The sequence below is a fragment of the Arthrobacter wenxiniae genome, from assembly GCF_013376105.1.
GTDB lineage: Bacteria > Actinomycetota > Actinomycetes > Actinomycetales > Micrococcaceae > Specibacter > Specibacter wenxiniae.
Genome location: NZ_JAAMFM010000036.1, coordinates 1 through 16,849, shown reverse-complemented (window position 1 = coordinate 16,849; position 16,849 = coordinate 1). Strand labels below are relative to the sequence as shown.

The window sequence follows — 16,849 nt, the reverse complement described above, 5'->3', positions numbered from 1 at the left end:
CGGCCCTGCATGCGGCCGGCGCGACCAGGACTTGGGCGGCGGGAACGGCGGATGCCGTCCCTGCCGCCCGGAAGGGAATTACTTGTCGCTTTCCAGGAACTTCTGGAAGGCCGCGTTGGATGTGGTGGCCGCCGCGGCGGAATCGCCGCCGGTGATGGCGGTGACGATCGGTTCGCCGACAATCTCCCGCGCCTTGCCAACGGCAATCACCAGGGGCCGGTCGTGGCCCACACCGTGCTCTGCGCTGAAGGCGATGGCCTCGGCCAGGTCCTTCGGGTAGGTCGAGATGCCGTCCGCATCCGCCCAGACGGAGCTGCGCGGGCCGGGGACGCCGGCCTTCTGCGCGGCGAGGGTCCGCTCCTTCGACGTGGCCCATTGGATGAACTTCCAGGCGTTGTCCTGGTTTCCCGAGGCCGAGTTGATGGCAAGCCCCCATGACGGGATGTTGTAGGGCTTGGCGCCCGCAGGCCCCGCCGGCAGTGCGGCGAAGCCCACCGTGCCGGCAACCTTGGACTTCGCCGTGTCGGTGGCATTCTTGTACAGGGAGTCGGCCTCGGTGTAGAAGGCCGCATTGCCCTGCGTGAAGATGGCCATGGCCTCCGGCCAGCTCATGTCGGTGCTGACATTGGCGGGGCCGTACTTGTTGATCAAGCCGCCGTAAAAGGCGTAGGCCGCCTTGGCTTCAGGCGTCGCGATGGTCGACTTGCCGGAATCGTCCATGAAGTCCCCGCCGAAGCTGTACAGGAAGCTGGAGAATTGCGTGACCGCCGCGGACTTGTTGGTGCGGGCCACGAAGCCGGCGATGCCCTTGTTGGTCTCGGAGATCTTCTTGGCCGCCGCTTCAAGCTCCGCCATGGTCTTCGGGACCGCGACGCCCGCCGCTTCCAGCAGGTCCTTGCGGTAGTAGAGCACCTCGCGCTCGGTGATGATCGGGACGCCGACCACCTTGCCGTCAAAGGTGCTGGCGGTGACCGGTCCGGGCTGGAAGTCCTTCCAGTCCCACGACGCGTCCGAACTGACGTGCTTGGTCAGGTCGGCCAGGTATGTGTTCTTGGCGAACTGCTTGCCTTCCTGAAGGGGGCGGTACATCATGACGTCAATTTCATCGCTGCCGGCGTTGAGCTTGACGTTGTACTGGTCGGACAGCTGGTCTTCGCCAAGCTGGGTCAGCTCGACCTTGAGCCCCGACTCTTTTTCAAATTCGGGAATGGCGGCCTTGATGCCGTCGGTCCACACGTGGTTGGCGAGCGTGACACGGACCGTGCTGGACGCCTTTCCCCCGCCGCCGCCACCACCGCAGGCCGCAACACCAAATGGAACCACCACTGCAACAGCCAGGAGTTGAAGTACAGAGCGTCGCTTCATTACGAGGTCCTTTTCTTTTCTTTACCGGGAACCGCAGGGTTCCACGTGACAATGGGGCACCGCAACACATATGCCGTATTTGCGATGTTAGTCACATAAAACATACTTATCAACAACCGAGACCAAATCGGTATGATGCATCCATGACCGCCGCCCGGACCGCCGAACCGCCGCCACCCGCCCCCGACCGCGGCGAAGGGGCCCGGGGCACAGTGCCGTCCACCGGCCTGCCGCGCGAATACCTGCACTCCGCACTCGTCGACAAGCTGGGGCTGGCCGTGGTGACCCGGGAGTTTCCGCCGCACACGGTACTCCGGATCGAGGAATTGGAAGCCCGTTATGGCGTTTCACGCTCCGTCATCCGGGAGGTCATCAGGGTCCTGTCCTCCTTGGGGCTGCTGGCGTCGCGGCGCCGGCTCGGCACGGTTGTCCAGCCGGCAACCGCCTGGAACTTGTACGACCCCCACGTCATCCGGTGGCGCCTCGCCTCGGGCGACCGCATCGACCAGCTGCGCAGCCTCAGCGAACTCCGCTCCGCCATCGAGCCGCAGGCGGCGAAACTGGCCGCCCAGCGCGCCAGCTTTGCCGAGGCCAGCGAACTGGTGTCCCTGTCGGCGCAATTGTGGGCCACGGGCCATGACTCCGACATTGCCGAATTCCTCAAGCTCGACGTCCTTTTCCACGCCAAACTGCTGGACGCCTCCGGCAATGAAATGTTTGCCCAGCTCAACTCCCTCGTGACCGAGGTCCTCAAGGGCCGCAGTGACCACGGGCTCATGCCGAACAGCCCCAACCACCAGGCCATGGAATTTCACGTGGACGTTGCCAATGCCATCCAGCGGCGGGACGGCGACGCGGCGCAGGCGGCCATGACAAGGATCGTGGAACAGTCAATGGACGAGATGGGTGTCATCTGGAACGTCGCCCACCCGGAGCCCGGCGGGCCGGACCGCGCCCCGTAACACCCGGGCCACCCCAAGCTCGCCGCGCCCGCTTGGGGCCCCTCGGCCGTTAGCGCCTGCCGGGCCACCCCAAGCTCGCCGCGCCCGCTTGGGGCCCCTCGGCCGTTAGCGCCTGCCGGCCTCCCCAAGCTCGCTGCGCTCGCTTGGGGCCCCTCGGCCGTTAGGCTTGATCACATGCGCGAACTCCAGGCACAGATCATTGCAGAACTTGGCGTCCAGCCCCGGATCGACCCGGCGGCGGAAATCACACGGCGGGTGGAATTCCTCACCAGCTACCTCAAGGCCACGGGCACCAGGGGCTATGTGCTGGGGATCAGCGGCGGGATCGATTCCACGCTGGCCGGCCGGCTCTCGCAGCTTGCCGCGGAGAGGCTGGCGGAAGAGGGCATCGAGGCCGAGTTCATCGCCGTCCGGCTGCCCTACGGCGTCCAGCACGACGAGGACGACGCCCGGGCCGCCCTGGACTTCATCAGGGCCAGGACGGAACGCACCTTCAACATCGCCGCGGCCGTCGACGGCTTCGAGGCGGAGTTTGCCCGGACCGCCACGGCGGAGGTCAGCGACTTCAACAAGGGCAACATCAAGGCCCGCTCCCGCATGATCGCCCAGTATGCGCTGGCCGGCCATGACAGGCTGCTGGTGGTCGGCACCGACCACGCCGCCGAGTCCGTTACGGGCTTCTTCACCAAGTTCGGCGACGGCGGCGCCGACATCCTTCCTCTGTTCACCCTCAACAAGCGCCAAAACCGTGCCCTGCTGCGCGAGCTGGGCGCCCCCGAAAAGCTCTGGAGCAAGGTCCCCACGGCCGACCTGCTGGACGGCACGCCCGGGCGCACGGACGAGGACGAACTCGGCATCAGCTATGACGAAATTGACGACTACCTGGAGGGGCGGGACATCGGCGAGGGCCCGGCGTCGGGCATTGAACGGCGGTACCTGGCGACCCGGCACAAGCGCGCCGCACCGGTGTCGCTGCTGGACACGTGGTGGAAGTAGGCGGCACTACACCGGCTGCGCGTATATTTCGCAGTGGGGCCCCCTGACCGCGGGGCCCGCAAGATGGCAACGAAGTGCGAAGGGTGAGCACCATGAACGTCACTGAAGAATTCCGTGCGGCACGCAACCGGCTGCTGGAGATGCGCCTGGACAACGCCCGGGCCCAGCGGGAATTCACCTGGCCCGAGTTCACCGAGTTCAACTTCGCCCTGGACTGGATCGACAAGATTGCCGAGGACCCGGCCACGGGCAACAACCCCGCGCTGGTCATCGTGGAGCAGGACGGCCGGGCCACCCGCCGCAGCTTCAGGGAGCTGTCCCTGCGCTCCGGCCAAGTCGCCAACTGGCTGCGGGGCAAGGGCATCCGCCGCGGCGACCACATGGTCATCATGCTCGGCAACCAGGTGGAGCTGTGGGAGCTCATGCTGGCCTGCATCAAGCTCGGCGTGGTCATGATCCCCACCACCACGATGATGGGCCCGGCCGATCTCCGCGACCGGGTGGAGCGCGGCGCGGCCCGCTGGGTGGGCGCGCGGGCCGAGGACGTGTACAAGTTCGCGGACGTCCCGGGGGACTACACGCTGGTGGGGATCGGCCCCGCCGCAGCGGACGCCGGCCGGCCGGTCCTGGACTACGCGGACGCGGCCGGCGCGGCGGAGGACTACACGCCGGACGCCCCCACCCTGGCCGATGACACCATGCTGCTCTACTTCACCTCCGGCACCACATCCAAGGCCAAGCTCGTCGAGCACACGCACACCTCCTACCCCGTGGGCCACCTCTCCACCATGTTCTGGATCGGCCTGGAGCCCGGCGACGTGCACCTCAACGTCGCCTCGCCAGGCTGGGCCAAGCACGCCTGGTCCAACGTGTTCACGCCCTGGATCGCCGAGGCCTGCGTGTTCGTCTACAACTACACGCGCTTCGACGCCAAGGCCCTCATGACCCAGATGGACGCGGAACACGTCACGAGCTTCTGCGCCCCGCCCACGGTGTGGCGAATGCTCATCCAGGCCGACCTCACGCAACTGAAAACCCCGCCCACCAAGGTGGTCTCCGCCGGGGAGCCGCTCAACGCCGAGGTGATCGGGCAGGTGGAGCGCGCCTGGGGCCAGCTGATCCGGGACGGCTTCGGCCAGACGGAAACCACCGTGCAGGTCGCCAACACGCCGGGCCAGCCCATCAAGATCGGCTCCATGGGCCGGCCGCTGCCCGGCTACGACGTGGTCCTTTTGGACCTGCTCACCGGGGAGGAGACGGACGACGGCGAACTGTGCCTGCGCCTGGACCCCGCCCCCGTGGGGCTCACCAAGGGCTACTTCGGGGACCCGGCCAAGACGGCCGAGGCCTTCCGGGGCGGCTACTACCACACGGGCGACGTGGCCAGCCGGGACGAAAACGGCATCCTGACCTACGTGGGCCGCAGCGACGACGTCTTCAAGTCCTCCGATTACCGGCTCTCCCCCTTCGAGTTGGAAAGCGTGCTGATCGAACACCCGGCCGTGGCGGAGGCCGCCGTGGTCCCCTCCCCCGACGCCCTGCGCCTGAACGTGCCCAAGGCCTACGTGGTGCTGTCGGCCGCCTACCAGCCCAGTGATGCACTGGCCGGGGAAATCTTCGCCTACTGCCGCGAGCACCTGCCCGCCTACAAGCGGATCCGCCGGCTGGAATTTGCCGAGCTGCCCAAAACCATTTCAGGGAAGATCCGCCGCGTGGAGCTGCGGGCCAACGAGGAGGCGCGCCACGGCACCAATCCGGCGCCGGGGGCTCCCGCCCGCAACGGCCTGGGCCGCGAATACTCCGACTCGGAGTTCCCCGCCACCTGACCAACGCCGCCCCCAAAGCCGTAAGAGGTGTCCACGCCCCGGGGCCCCGGGGCGTGGCACGGGGTTGGCGAGCGGGCGGGTACGGCAAATCACGCGTTCACCGCCTTAACTTGATAGCTTGAAGGCGTGAAGATTGCTACCTGGAATGTGAATTCGCTCCGCGCCCGCGCCGATCGCGTGGAAGACTGGCTGCGCCGCACCGACGCCGACGTGCTGGCCATCCAGGAAACCAAGTGCAAGGACGAGAACTTCCCCTGGGAACTCTTTGAAAACAACGGCTACGAGGTGGCGCACTTCGGCTTCAGCCAGTGGAACGGCGTGGCCATTGCCTCCAAGGTGGGCCTGACGGACGTGGAGCGCACCTTCGCCGGGCAGCCAGCGTTTGGCAAGGGCGGCAAGGACCCCGTCCAGGAGGCCCGCGCCATCGCCGCCACCTGCAACGGGGTGCGGGTCTGGAGCCTGTACGTGCCCAACGGCCGGGCCCTCGACGACGAGCACATGCCGTACAAGCTGCAATGGCTGGACGAACTGAAGAACCAGGCCGCGGGGTGGCTGGCCGCGGACCCAAACGCCCAGGTTGCGCTGATGGGGGACTGGAACATCGCGCCCCGGGACGACGACGTCTGGGACATCAATTTCTTCATTGAGCAGGGCCTGACGCACGTCAGCGCACCCGAACGTGCGGCGTTTGGCGCCTTTGAAGCGGCAGGGTATTCCGACGTCGTGCGCCCCCTGCACCCGGGCCCCGGCGTCTACACCTACTGGGACTACACGCAGCTGCGCTTCCCCAGAAAGGAGGGCATGCGGATCGACTTCATCATGGCCTCCCCGGCCCTGGCCGCACGCGTGACAGGCGCCGAAATTGACCGCGAGGAGCGCAAGGGCAAGGGCGCCTCGGACCACGCACCGGTGATCGTGGAACTGGGCTAGGCCATGCGCAACGGGCTGTATTTGGGCGGGGTGCAGCTGCCGTTCGTCTCCAGCCTGCGTGTCTACCTGCCCCGCGATTCCTACACGCCCGAACAATTCAGGTACCTGCGCGCGCGCCTCGACGACGACCAGAATTCCGTCACGGTGGATGCGCAGGAGCTGGCGGATTCGCTGGGCAGGGTCAGCCGGTCCACGGCCAACCCCCTGCCGACGCCGGCCGTGGACCGGGTGCGCGTGTTCCAGGCCGGCGAGGGCGCACCTTTGCTGTACGCCCCCAACCAGGTGGTGGCCCGCTCCATTTCCGCCACCACGGAGCTGCTGAGCGGGCCAATGGCGCCGCTGGCCAGGCTGGTGGTGCCCGACTCCGAATGGGACCTGCACCTGGAGCGCATGGAGACCTCGCCGGTGCCCGGGGACATGCTGCAGACACGCACGTCGACGTGGGGCATCCCGTTCAGCTGGTTCACGCTGGTCTACGCCAACGACCGCATGGAGGTGGTGGAGGCCAACGGCCGGGTGTTGACCGTGCGCATCCAGGTGCCGCTGCCCCTGGCGGTGGAACGGTCCGGGAGAACGCTGAAGATGCTGGCCGAGATGGCCCCGGACCTGGACCTGTTTGAAGAGCTCGACGAACTGCACGGCTGGCTGGACGCCTTCAGCGACGACGGCATGGTGGAGCTCGACTACGGTCCCGTGGCCAACCGCGTGCACCCCGACGAATCACCCGCCGACGTGCACGCCGGCCTGCAGTGCCTGGCCGACGGCGACCTCACCGGTGCCGCGGCAGCCTACCGCCGCCTGGCCCGCCGCTGGATGCCCATCCGCCAGCTGGCCCGCGCCAACTGACACCGGCTTCCGGTGGTCGGGCCTGTCGAGGTCTCGACGCGCTCGCAGGGCTCGCTGCTCGACCACCGGGTCCCGACGCGGTCACCCGGGCGGCGGGGCGGTGCTGTGCCTGACAACCAACTCGAAGGGCATCAGGGTGTCCCGCGTGGCGCCTGTTGCGCCAGCGAGCTCTGCCAACAGCATGGTGGCCGCGGCGCGCCCGTGGTGCCACGGCTTCTGGGCGATGGTCGTCAGCCCGGCCGGGGCCGAAAAGTCGTGGTCGTCGATGCCCACCACGGAGAGTTCCTCGGGAATGCGGATGCCACGGCGCTGCGCCTCAAACATGGCGCCCAGCGCCATCTCGTCCGAGCCGCAGAACAGCGCTGTGGGGAGTTCACCCGGCGCATCGAAAATTTGAACCGCGGCGCGCACGCCCTCGGCCACCGTAAAGTCCCCCGCCGCAATCCAGTCGGGCCTGACCTCCAGGCCGGCCCGCTCCATGGCCGTCCGGTAGGCCAGGGTACGCAGCGCCGGGACCTTGAAGTTCCTCTCGTCCTGGACGCCGCCGCTCAAGTGCCCGATCCGGCGGTGGCCCAGGCCGAGCAGGTGGTCCATGGCCGCCGTGGCGGCCGCGCCGTCGTCGATGTAAACGCCGCTGCAGCCGACCACCGGCCCACCGACTGAAAGCAGCGGGATCTCAGTGTGGTGGAGCTGGCGCAGCTCCTCCTCCGAGAGCCCCAGCGACAGCACCAACAGCGCGTCAATCTGCTTGCGCACCATGCTCTCGGTGAAGCTGCGCTTTTGCCCGTGGACGTAGCCGCCCAGGCTGAACAGCAGGAGGTTGTAGCCGTTCTCGCGCAGCACCTGGTCAATCCCCTCAATGGCATGGCCAAAGTACCAGCGGTCCACAAACGGCACCAGCACCCCCATGGTCCTGGTGCGCCCCGTGGCCAGGCCGCTGGCAGACGGCGAGGGAACGTAGCCCAGCTCGGCGGCAACCGAAAGCACCTTGGCACGCGTGGCCTCGCTGACCCGCGGCAGGCCCCTCAGCGCACGGGACACGGTGGCCGTCGAGACGTGGGCCTGCGCGGCAACATCGTCTATGCTGACGCCCATCTTCGACTCTCCCCCTCCGGTGTTGCTGGACTACTGGCGCCCCCTGGTCAGCGGGGCCTCCGCGCGGTGCGCGCCGGCAGTTGCCGGCGGAGCCTGACCATGCCCCACAGTCCCAACACCAGGGCCAGCAGCCCCATGGCCCACAGCAGGGCCGGCTGCCCGGTCACCTCCATCCAGACCGTGACGGCAAGGACCACCAGGGCCCAGAATCCGAGGAACCCGATGATCAAGTCGAAGTCCTCGGCACTGCGTTGCCGGGAGGCGGGGGCGTGCAGTCCCGAACCCTTCTGCCTGCGGCTGCCCAATTACTTCACCGCCCCTGCGGTCAGTCCGGCCACGATCTTGCGTTGGAACACCAGCACCAGGATCACCAGCGGGATGGTGACCACGGTTCCGGCAGCCATGACGGCCGTGTACGGCTCCTGGTGTGGCTGCGAGCCGGCAAAGTAGGCGATGGCCACGGTGACCGTCTTGGTTGCCTCACTGGAGAGCTGGCTGGCGATCAGGAACTCGTTCCAGGCCCCGATGAAGGCCAGGATGGCCGTGGTGAAGACCGCCGGCGCGGCCAGCGGCATGATGACCTTCCGGAACGCCTCGCCCTGGGTGCAGCCGTCAATCCTCGCTGCCTCCTCCAGTTCCCACGGCATTTCGCGGAAGAAGGACGTCAGCGTGTAAACGGTCAGTGGCAGCACGAAGGAAATGTTCGGGATGATCAGCGCCTGGTAGGTGCCGAACCAGCCAATGTTGGTGAAAAGCTGGAACAGCGGGGTGACGATGGCGACGCCGGGGAACATCGAGGCGCCCAGCACAAAGCCGAGCACCAGGAACTTGAAGCGGAACTCCAGCCGGGCCAGCGCATAGGCGGCAAACACGCCGAAGAGCAGGGCCACGGCCGTGGTGGCGCTGGCGACAATCAGCGAGTTCAACAGGTTCCGCGCGAAGTGGTTGCCCAGGCTCTCGGAAAACACCGTGGTGAAGTTGTCCCAGGTGACATGCGTAAACCAGGGAGTCGGGTCGAAGGTGTAGCCGACGTCGCGGAAGGCCGTGACGATCATCCAGTAGAAGGGCAGCAGGCACCAGATGAGGATGATGGCCGCACTGATGTAGGTGCGGGAACTGGCCCAGCGTTCCCGCCGGCGGGCGACGGCCTTTGCGGCCCTCGGATCTAGCGTTGAAACGCTCATCTCACTTCACCTTTCCCGAGTTGGTGGCCGATTCGACGGCGTTCGCCCCGAGGAAGCGGACAAAGATGAACGCCACGATGAAGATGATCAGGAAGGTGATGGTGGACAGCGCGGCGGCCGAATTGAAGCCGATGCGGATCTGGTTCACCACCAGGATGGACAAGGTGGTGGTCCCGTTCGCCCCCGCCGTCATGATGGCCGGGAGGTCATACATCCGGAGTGCGTCCAAGGTGCGGAACAGGATCGCCACCATCAGGGCCGGCTTGACCAGCGGCAGCGTGATCTGGGTGAAGCGCTGCCAGGCCGTGGCGCCGTCCACTTTCGCCGCCTCGTACACCTGGTCCGGGATCATTTGCAGGCCGGCCAGGATCAGCAGCGCCATGAACGGCGTTGTTTTCCAGACGTCGGCAATGATGATCGCGCTCCGGGCCGGGACTTCGGAGCCTGTCCACAGGATGGAGGTGTGAAAGAGCGTGTTGGCAATGCCGTCAAAGGCAAAGATGAAGAACCACAGCTTGGCCGTCACGGCCGTCGGGATCGCCCACGGCACCAGCACCGCGGCGCGCAGGGCGCTGCGTCCGCGGAACGTCCGGGACATGATGATGGCCATCCAGAACCCGATGACCGTCTCCAGCGCCACCGTGATGACGGTGAGCAGGAACGTGGTGCCGGTGGCGGACCAGAACTGCGATCCGAGTGTCCCTGCCGGGCAGGAGGCCTGGCCGCCTGGAGTGTTGCACTGCTGGAGTATCCAGTGGATGTAGTTGTAGAGCCCGGCAAATCCGCCAGCCACGAACGACCCGGTCGCGGGGTCCAGCCCGGCGTCCTTTTGGAGCGACATGACGATGGCGTCGACCACCGGATAGACGATCACGATGCCCAGCACAATCATCGACGGGATGATCAGCAGCGCCGCCGCCCGTCCCTGCGTCTTTTGCTTCCGGTCCTGCCCGACTTCCTTGTTCTCAGGTCCCGCGCCCGTTCCCTTCTTGCCGCGACGGGTCAGCGGCTCAGCTTGCATTGACATGCCCGGTCCTTTCCTTGAGTGCCGACTGCATGGGAGTTTTTGCAGGGACGACGGCGGCCCGGGCACCCAGGTGCGCGGGCCGCCGTCGTCCTTGGTTACCGTTTACCGGCTGGAAACGGCGCGGCTCCGGCCTACTGCGAGCCGGCTGCCGCGAGGGCAGCCTGCATGTCGGTCAGGGCCTGGTCAACGGTCTTGTCACCCTTGAGTGCGGCATAGGCGTTGATTTGGACGGCCTGCGTGACGGCCGGGTAGAACGGCGAGACCGGACGGGGCACGGCGTTCTGGATGGACGTCAGCAGGACAGGCAGGTAAGGCAGCTGCTTGACCAGGTCCTTGTCGGCGTACAGGTCCGCGCGGACCGGTGCGAGCGACCCCTGCGTGGCGTAGAACTTCTCGGTTTCCTCGTTCGTCATGAACTTCATGAAGTCCATGGCCGTTGCCTTGTGCTTGCTGTAGACGCTCATGGCGATGTTGTGTCCGCCCAGGGAGGAGGCGCCGGGGCCGGTCTTGCCCGGAAGCGGGGCGATCCCGAACTTGTCCTTGACCACGGACGAGCCGTCGGTCTTGGCCAGGTTGTACACGTAGGGCCAGTTGCGCAGGAACAGCAGCTTGCCGGCTTCAAAGGACTGGCGGCCCTGCTCTTCCTGGTAGGTGATGGCCTGCTTCGGGATGTTGCCGTCCTTGAAGGCCTGGACCAGGTTGGTCAGCCCGGCCTTGGCCTCGGGAGTGTTCACGGCCGGCTTGCCGTTCTTGTCCACGATGACGCCGCCGGCGGTGTTGATGGCCTCGGCCGCGTTGACGGTCAGGCCCTCGTACTGCGCAAACTGGCCGGCGTAGCAGTCAATGTTGTTCTTCTTGGCGATGGGGCACATGCCCATCATCTCGTCCCAGGTCTTGGGCGGGGTGGGGACCAGGTCCTTGCGGTAGTAGAGGATGCCGCCGTCGGATGTCTGCGGGGCCGCGTAGAGGGTGCCCTTGTAGGTGGCCGTGGCGACCGTGGCCGGCAGGAAGCCGGTGGTGTCGAAGGCCAGCTTGTCCTTCAGCGGCTGCAGCCAGCCCTTGGCGGCGAACTCCGCCGTCCAGACCACGTCCACGTCGACGACGTCGTAGCCGGTGTTCTTGGCCTGGAAGTTTTGGACGAGGTCGTCGTGCTGCTGGTCCGCCTTGTCCGACTGCTCCTTGAAGGTGACCTGTTCATTCTTGTGCGCCGGGTCCGCGTTCCACTTGTCCACGAGGGGGCGGACAACGTTCGAGTTGTCCTTGCCCTGGACGTAGGTGATGGGTCCGCGGCCGTCCAGGTTGGCGCCCGCATCGCCGCTGAGCCCGCCCGACGTCGAGCCCCCGCCCGAGCCTCCGCCGCCGCATGCGGCCAGCGTCATCGCCAGGACCGAGACTGCCGCAAGCGATGCAAACTTCCTTGAATGTCTCATTCCACGCTCTTTCCCGTCAGTGAAAACGTTTCATCATGAACTTGCCGGAGCCGTGCCGCAGCACGGCCCCCGGGTGATGTGCATCACTCTAGGCAACGACGATCGCGAGTGCAAGCGCTTACGCAAGATTGTGACCATTTCATTATCGAATGCCCCCTCCGGCCGTTTCCTGCCCGGCCGGGCGTGCCGCGGCCGGGCGTGCCGCGGCCGGGCGTGCCGCGGCCGGGCGTGCCGCGGCCGGGCAGAAAAAGAGGAGGGCGGCGGGCATCCAGTTCCCTGGATGCCCGCCGCCCTCCCCCGGTGTGGGCCCGGGCCTACTTGCCGCGCTTGAAGAGGCCGGCGATCTTGGCGCCGAGCCCCTTCACGTTCTCCGCGGCGTCCTCGGCAAAGTGCTTGGCGTGCTCCGCCGCGTCGCCGGCAAACTCCTTCACGTTCTCCGCCGCGTCGCCGGCAAACTCCTTCACGTTCTCCGCCGCGTCGCCGGCAAACTCCTTCACGTTCTCCGTGGCGTCCTCGGCAAAGTGCTTGGCGTGCTCCGCCGCGTCGCCGGCAGACTCCTTCGCCGAGTCCAGTGGTTTTTCTGAATTGCCCTCGCTCATGTGGTTCTCCCTGCTGTAGTACCTTCGCGCCCCCAGGCATGGATTGCACCCATGGGTGATGGCACCCAGACTAGCGGACGCGTTCGGCTTTCGTGAACCGGGACCTCGGCCCGGACCCCAGGCTGAGAAGTACCGGGACCTGTACCCCCAGCAGCGTGTCCATTGCCTCCACCAGTGATGCTATGTCCGCGGCAACTTCATGCGGTGCGACGCCTTGGCGCGGCAGCACCCGGACGCGCACTGCAGCCTGTCCGCGGAAGTCATAGCTCGTCACGGACACGCCCAGCAAGTCGCCCCGTTCAAGGAGCGCCGCCTTGAGTGACTGCTCGGCGATTGCGCTGCTGAGCACCACTGTGCCGGCGGCGCCGTCGTCGTCCGCGGCGCCGTCACGCTGGAACAGGATGTTGGTGCGCCCCTTGCCCTGGTTGGCCACCCAGGCCACCATGGCAATCACGAGCACCAGCAGGCAGGCGGCCACCACGAGCCAGATCCAGCTGCCGGCGCCGGGGGCCAGCCGCGTCCGTGCGGCAAGGGCGCTGAGCCCGGCCACCTGCGGACCGGCCCAGTCCTGCCAGCGGAGTGCGACGGCAGGAACCCAGGCGAGCACCGCCAGGCCCGTCCCGAGCGCCGCCAGCACCAGGCCGGCGATCGCCAACAGAGCCCTGTTGAGTCCGCGAGGGGTGCCGTTCATACGCCGATCACCCCGCTGGTGGACAACCGTACCGTCACGGCAGGATCGGGTTCCAGGGCCATCTGCGCCAGTTCCGCCTCGACGGCGGCACGGATGCGCGACTCGTCCAGGCGGATGCCGGAGGTCGGCCGGACATTGACCTGCACCGCCCGGGCCGACACCACCACCATGACCTGTTCGCGCGTCACGCCGGCGGCGAGCCGCGCCCTCCTGGCCAGCGCGGAGGCGATGACTTCGTCGTCCACCACGATGGCCACGCGGGGATCCGCAATGGTGTGCCGGGCGCGGCGGCCCGGCAGGACAGCGTGGCCTAGGCAAATCAGGCCGAGCAGGAACAGCAGGACGCCGATGGTGCCCAACAGCACGGGGCTGATGCCCTCCGGCAGTGCGGCCAGCCGGCGGGCCGCGGTCACCGGGTCCACCAGCCACGGCGGCTGGCCCACTGCCCGCAGGATTGCCTCCAACAGTCCATAGACCGCCAGCAGCGTCACGAGCACGGCGACGACCACGGACAGGGGGGCCCTGGACGAATGGGTCTCCCTCTTGACGATGCGCGCTGCAGGTTGGGTCATTGGACCCGCCCCTCGTCCGAGGGCAGGATGCCGGAAATGCGGATGTCCACGCGGCTGAGCTGCGATCCGGTCAGGCGCTCCACCTGGGCCAGGATGGCCAGCTTCGCCGCCGAGGCCCGTTCCGCAATGGCTCCCCCGGTATTGGCGACCCGTTCCGGGTGCCGCCGCACCGCGCCCAGCGAAGGGACGGCGATGGGCGAGGCAACGGACAGGGCCAGCGAACCGGCGTCGTCCGCCCATGACACGCGCACGGAAGGGGGCGCCACGTCGAAGACGTCGGCCGCGGCGGCCCGCGCCACGGAGGTCAAGGCCTGGGTGCTGATCCGGGTGTGCCCCGACAGCAGGCGCTCGGTGTCCACGACGGTGCCCGTCACGACGACGAACGCCGGCCGGTGAGGGCATCGAGGACCCCGCGCCAGTCCAGCTTGCCTCCGGCGGCCCTGCCCACAAACGCGCCGACGGCGACGAACAGGGCGCCAATGACGAAGCCCCAGAAGCCGAAGCTAAACGCCATATACGCCAGGAAGGCGCCAAACGCTGCGCACACCACGGTCAGGTTCACGGCTGCTCCACCTCATTCATTGCGGCCGCGCCGGCCGGGGGCTGGTTCACCGCCGGCGGACGGGCCGCGGCGCCAAGGCGTTCGGAGAATTTGGGCCGGGGCGGCTGCCGTTCCGGTTCGGCGGATGGAATGTGAACGTCAGTGATTTCAACATTCACTTCAATGACATCGCGGCCCACCAACCCCTCCACCGCGTTGTAGACGGCGGCGCGGACGGTGTTTGCGAGTTCCTGAAGCGGGTAGCCGTAAATGGCCACGAGGACCAGGTCAACCGCGACCTGGGACTCGCCCACTTCAACGCGTACGCCCTGGGTGAGGTCGGTGGCGCCCACCACGTCCCGGATGGCGCCGAGGGAGCGCGAGGCACCGGATCCGAGGGCATGGACGCCTTCGACGCCGCGGGCGGCCACTCCCACCACCTTGGCCACGGCCGTGTCGCCTATGACGGTGCGGCCCTGTGCCCGGCCCTCCGGAAGCGGCGCAGGTGTTGGAATTGCATGAGGTGCTGGTGGAAGTTGGCTTGGCCCGTCCATGAAAGCTCCTTGTCCCTATTTCTTTACGGTAAGCCTATGCACCGAAAAGTTGGGGGGCAACGCCGGACCGGTTAAAGCAAAAAAACCCCTTATTGCTAAGGGGTTTTTATGTGGTGGCTCCGACCGGCGTCGATCCGGTGACCTTTCGATTTTCAGTCGAACGCTCTACCAACTGAGCTACAGAGCCTTGGTGAACTGCGAAAGCCTTTGTCACCAGATCCCCTGAAAATCATTTCAGGAAACCTCAGCGACCCTGACGGGACTCGAACCCGCGACCTCCGCCGTGACAGGGCGGCGCGCTAACCAACTGCGCTACAGGGCCATACTTTTTTACTGCTTTGTGTTGCCGATTTTCGCGCATTCACGCGAAATTCACGAGTAATAGCTTACCAGCCTTTTAGGGCCGGATTTACCATCCATCTCGCAAAGTACCCCCAACGGGATTCGAACCCGTGCCGCCGCCGTGAAAGGGCGGTGTCCTAGGCCGCTAGACGATGGGGGCATCGTCACTCACGTCCAGCCCACAGGTTCCCGCGCGCCGTCCGCAGTGGACTTGAAAAACTATAGGGCCTATTGGCCCAGAACACAAAACGAACAAGGAGCACTGTGCGGCAGAACACGCGCGGGGCCGGACACTAGGCTGGTGCCATGAACCACGACCCCCTGGCCGCCATTCCATCCTTTGGCCCGTTCCGGATGGGTGCAGCCGAATTTGACGCCGCCGTGGAGGCCGCCCTGGCCCAAATGCCTGCGGACATCAGCGCACAGATGGACAACGTGGCTGTCTTCGTGGAGGACGACTACGTCCCGCGGCCGGACGAGGATCCGGGCATGGTGCTGCTGGGCCTGTACGAAGGGACCCCCTTGACGGAGCGGGACTCCTGGTGGGGCGCGGGCTCCCTGCCCGATCGCATCACCATTTACCGCCAGCCCATCCTGGACATTTGTTCCTCGCGCGAGGAGGTCATCCACGAGGTCACGGTGACCGTGGTGCACGAGATTGCGCACCACTTCGGCATCAGCGACGAACGCCTGCACGAGCTGGGCTGGGGGTAGCCGTGCGGGAATTCATTTCAATCCATTAAATTAAATCGTTGAAATAACACCGTTGTTGTTACACCGATGTTGTTCATGAGGCTGGTGTTACTGGTGTTGCCAAAGCGAACTCTGGGGCCGTAGTGTCATGTGTGCTGTGTAAATTGCCGCGCTTCCATTAGGGCGCTCGGGCAGGAATTGTCGCCCGGCAATAACGGAACCAAGTTGCTATGAGGTCTTCAGGATGGGCATTTCGTTCGTGGTACGCGGGACAACCGCCTTCGCCTGTGCGGCATTGGCCACGACCGCCGTACTTTCCCCCGCCGTGGCGGCCCCCGCCCAGGGTGCGCTTGCCGCAGCGGCCGCGCCGGCGTCGTTCCATGGCAGCGTTGCCCAGGCGCCGGCCATTCCCAGCGCCGATGACATTGCCAACGCGAAGAAGTCGGAGTCGGCAACCGCGGCGGAATCGGCCAGGATTGACGCACTCCTCAGCTCGGCCAACGACCGCCTGCAGGGATCGCTCGCGGGCACCGTGCGCGCCAACAATGACTACACCAATGCCCTGGTCGCCCTGCAGCAGCGGCAGGCGGATGCACAGACCGCCAAGGCAAAGGCGGCGGCAGCGGCGAAGGAATACAAGACCGCGCGGGCGCAGCTGGGACAACTGGCCGGGAACCTGTACAAAAATGGCGGACTCAACCTGAGCATGCAGGCATTTCTCGGCAGCTCCAGCGCCAATGACACCATGTACCAGGCCTCCACCCTGATGGCCCTGTCCACGGAACGGGCCAACACCTTTGACTCGGCCGCGGCGGCCTCCTCCACGTCGGACGCCCTCCAGGCCCAGGCAGCCGAGGCTCAAAAGGCTGCGGACCAGGCGGCCACGACCGCCGCGGAATCCAAGCAGGCGGCCAAGTCCGCCACGGACGCCCTGACCGCCGCAGTCAAGGAAAACCAGGCCCAGCGCGACCTCCTGCTCCGACAGCTCGCAACGTTGCACAACACGACGGTGACCCTCGAGGGGGCGCGTGTGGACGGGCTGGAACGACAGGCCCGCGATGCCGCCCTCGCCCAGCAAATCAAGGACTCGGCCGCCGCCCCCACGCCCGTTCCGCCAGCCGCGCCTGCGCCTGCGCCGGCGGGGCAGTCCGCGCAAGCCGGGCAGGCGAGCCCGGCGGGAAGCGGCGCGCAGCAGC

At 66.8% G+C, this 16,849-nt stretch carries 18 protein-coding genes, 3 tRNA genes and 1 pseudogene; 7 read left to right on the top strand and 15 right to left on the bottom strand.

Annotated features, from left to right (window positions below):
• Nucleotides 1–78: 78 nt before the first annotated feature.
• Nucleotides 79–1,365, bottom strand: a complete 1,287-nt coding sequence (locus G6034_RS17295) for an ABC transporter substrate-binding protein (protein WP_176636351.1) — start codon at nucleotides 1,363–1,365, stop codon at nucleotides 79–81.
• Nucleotides 1,366–1,508: 143 nt separating this feature from the next.
• Here G6034_RS17295 and G6034_RS17290 point away from each other — a divergent pair, with 143 nt between their 5' ends.
• From G6034_RS17290 to G6034_RS17270, 5 genes are all read left to right on the top strand, one after another.
• The gene (locus tag G6034_RS17290; protein ID WP_176636350.1) at nucleotides 1,509–2,327 is read left to right on the top strand and encodes a FadR/GntR family transcriptional regulator; all 819 of its coding nucleotides are present in this window, start codon (nucleotides 1,509–1,511) and stop codon (nucleotides 2,325–2,327) included.
• 174 nt (nucleotides 2,328–2,501) lie between these two features.
• Nucleotides 2,502–3,323 carry an ammonia-dependent NAD(+) synthetase gene (gene nadE, locus G6034_RS17285; protein ID WP_176636349.1) on the top strand — a complete coding sequence of 274 codons (822 nt, stop codon included), beginning with the start codon at nucleotides 2,502–2,504 and terminating at the stop codon, nucleotides 3,321–3,323.
• Between the two features lie 92 nt (nucleotides 3,324–3,415).
• Nucleotides 3,416–5,149, top strand: a complete 1,734-nt coding sequence (locus G6034_RS17280) for an AMP-binding protein (RefSeq protein WP_176636348.1) — start codon at nucleotides 3,416–3,418, stop codon at nucleotides 5,147–5,149.
• Between the two features lie 126 nt (nucleotides 5,150–5,275).
• Nucleotides 5,276–6,079, top strand: a complete 804-nt coding sequence (locus G6034_RS17275; RefSeq protein ID WP_176636347.1) for an exodeoxyribonuclease III — start codon at nucleotides 5,276–5,278, stop codon at nucleotides 6,077–6,079.
• A gap of 3 nt (nucleotides 6,080–6,082) precedes the next feature.
• The gene (locus G6034_RS17270) at nucleotides 6,083–6,925 is read left to right on the top strand and encodes a DUF8083 family protein (protein WP_176636346.1); all 843 of its coding nucleotides are present in this window, start codon (nucleotides 6,083–6,085) and stop codon (nucleotides 6,923–6,925) included.
• An 81-nt stretch (nucleotides 6,926–7,006) separates the two neighbouring features.
• Here G6034_RS17270 and G6034_RS17265 read toward each other — a convergent pair whose 3' ends face one another.
• From G6034_RS17265 to G6034_RS17200, 14 genes are all read right to left on the bottom strand, one after another.
• Nucleotides 7,007–8,020, bottom strand: coding sequence for a LacI family DNA-binding transcriptional regulator (locus tag G6034_RS17265; protein WP_176636345.1), 1,014 nt, complete (start codon nucleotides 8,018–8,020; stop codon nucleotides 7,007–7,009).
• Nucleotides 8,021–8,067: 47 nt separating this feature from the next.
• Nucleotides 8,068–8,325 carry a hypothetical protein gene (locus tag G6034_RS17260; RefSeq protein ID WP_246296209.1) on the bottom strand — a complete coding sequence of 86 codons (258 nt, stop codon included), beginning with the start codon at nucleotides 8,323–8,325 and terminating at the stop codon, nucleotides 8,068–8,070.
• On the bottom strand, nucleotides 8,326–9,204 hold the full coding sequence (locus G6034_RS17255; RefSeq protein ID WP_176636344.1) for a carbohydrate ABC transporter permease: 879 nt from the start codon (nucleotides 9,202–9,204) through the stop codon (nucleotides 8,326–8,328).
• A 1-nt stretch (nucleotide 9,205) separates the two neighbouring features.
• The gene (locus tag G6034_RS17250) at nucleotides 9,206–10,225 is read right to left on the bottom strand and encodes a carbohydrate ABC transporter permease (protein ID WP_425485543.1); all 1,020 of its coding nucleotides are present in this window, start codon (nucleotides 10,223–10,225) and stop codon (nucleotides 9,206–9,208) included.
• Nucleotides 10,226–10,362: 137 nt separating this feature from the next.
• Nucleotides 10,363–11,661: an ABC transporter substrate-binding protein gene (locus G6034_RS17245; RefSeq protein ID WP_176636342.1), complete on the bottom strand. Its 1,299-nt coding sequence runs from the start codon at nucleotides 11,659–11,661 to the stop codon at nucleotides 10,363–10,365.
• Between the two features lie 314 nt (nucleotides 11,662–11,975).
• Complete coding sequence (locus tag G6034_RS17240; protein WP_176636341.1) at nucleotides 11,976–12,260, bottom strand: hypothetical protein; 285 nt, start codon at nucleotides 12,258–12,260, stop codon at nucleotides 11,976–11,978.
• Nucleotides 12,261–12,330: 70 nt separating this feature from the next.
• Entirely contained in the window at nucleotides 12,331–12,951 is a 621-nt protein-coding gene (locus G6034_RS17235; RefSeq protein WP_176636340.1) for a hypothetical protein, read from the bottom strand.
• Nucleotides 12,948–13,523 (bottom strand): DUF6286 domain-containing protein, encoded by a 576-nt coding sequence (locus G6034_RS17230; RefSeq protein ID WP_176636339.1) that lies wholly within the window; start codon nucleotides 13,521–13,523, stop codon nucleotides 12,948–12,950. The genes G6034_RS17235 and G6034_RS17230 overlap by 4 nt, the downstream gene beginning before the upstream one ends.
• Complete coding sequence (locus G6034_RS17225; protein ID WP_176636338.1) at nucleotides 13,520–13,897, bottom strand: hypothetical protein; 378 nt, start codon at nucleotides 13,895–13,897, stop codon at nucleotides 13,520–13,522. Before G6034_RS17225 ends, G6034_RS17230 begins: the two co-directional genes overlap by 4 nt.
• Nucleotides 13,894–14,085: a hypothetical protein gene (locus G6034_RS17220; protein WP_176636337.1), complete on the bottom strand. Its 192-nt coding sequence runs from the start codon at nucleotides 14,083–14,085 to the stop codon at nucleotides 13,894–13,896. The genes G6034_RS17225 and G6034_RS17220 overlap by 4 nt, the downstream gene beginning before the upstream one ends.
• The gene (locus G6034_RS17215; protein ID WP_176636336.1) at nucleotides 14,082–14,618 is read right to left on the bottom strand and encodes an Asp23/Gls24 family envelope stress response protein; all 537 of its coding nucleotides are present in this window, start codon (nucleotides 14,616–14,618) and stop codon (nucleotides 14,082–14,084) included. The genes G6034_RS17220 and G6034_RS17215 overlap by 4 nt, the downstream gene beginning before the upstream one ends.
• Before the next feature lie 111 nt (nucleotides 14,619–14,729).
• Nucleotides 14,730–14,805 (bottom strand) — tRNA-Phe (locus tag G6034_RS17210).
• Between the two features lie 61 nt (nucleotides 14,806–14,866).
• A tRNA-Asp gene (locus G6034_RS17205) sits at nucleotides 14,867–14,940 on the bottom strand.
• A 107-nt stretch (nucleotides 14,941–15,047) separates the two neighbouring features.
• Nucleotides 15,048–15,120: transfer RNA gene (locus G6034_RS17200), tRNA-Glu, on the bottom strand.
• Nucleotides 15,121–15,266: 146 nt separating this feature from the next.
• Between G6034_RS17200 and G6034_RS17195 the strand changes: the two genes are divergently transcribed.
• Together G6034_RS17195 and G6034_RS17190 are read left to right on the top strand one after the other, a co-directional pair.
• The gene (locus G6034_RS17195; RefSeq protein ID WP_246296207.1) at nucleotides 15,267–15,674 is read left to right on the top strand and encodes a metallopeptidase family protein; all 408 of its coding nucleotides are present in this window, start codon (nucleotides 15,267–15,269) and stop codon (nucleotides 15,672–15,674) included.
• A 223-nt stretch (nucleotides 15,675–15,897) separates the two neighbouring features.
• Nucleotides 15,898–16,849: pseudogene (locus tag G6034_RS17190) on the top strand (hypothetical protein); the annotation flags it as partial.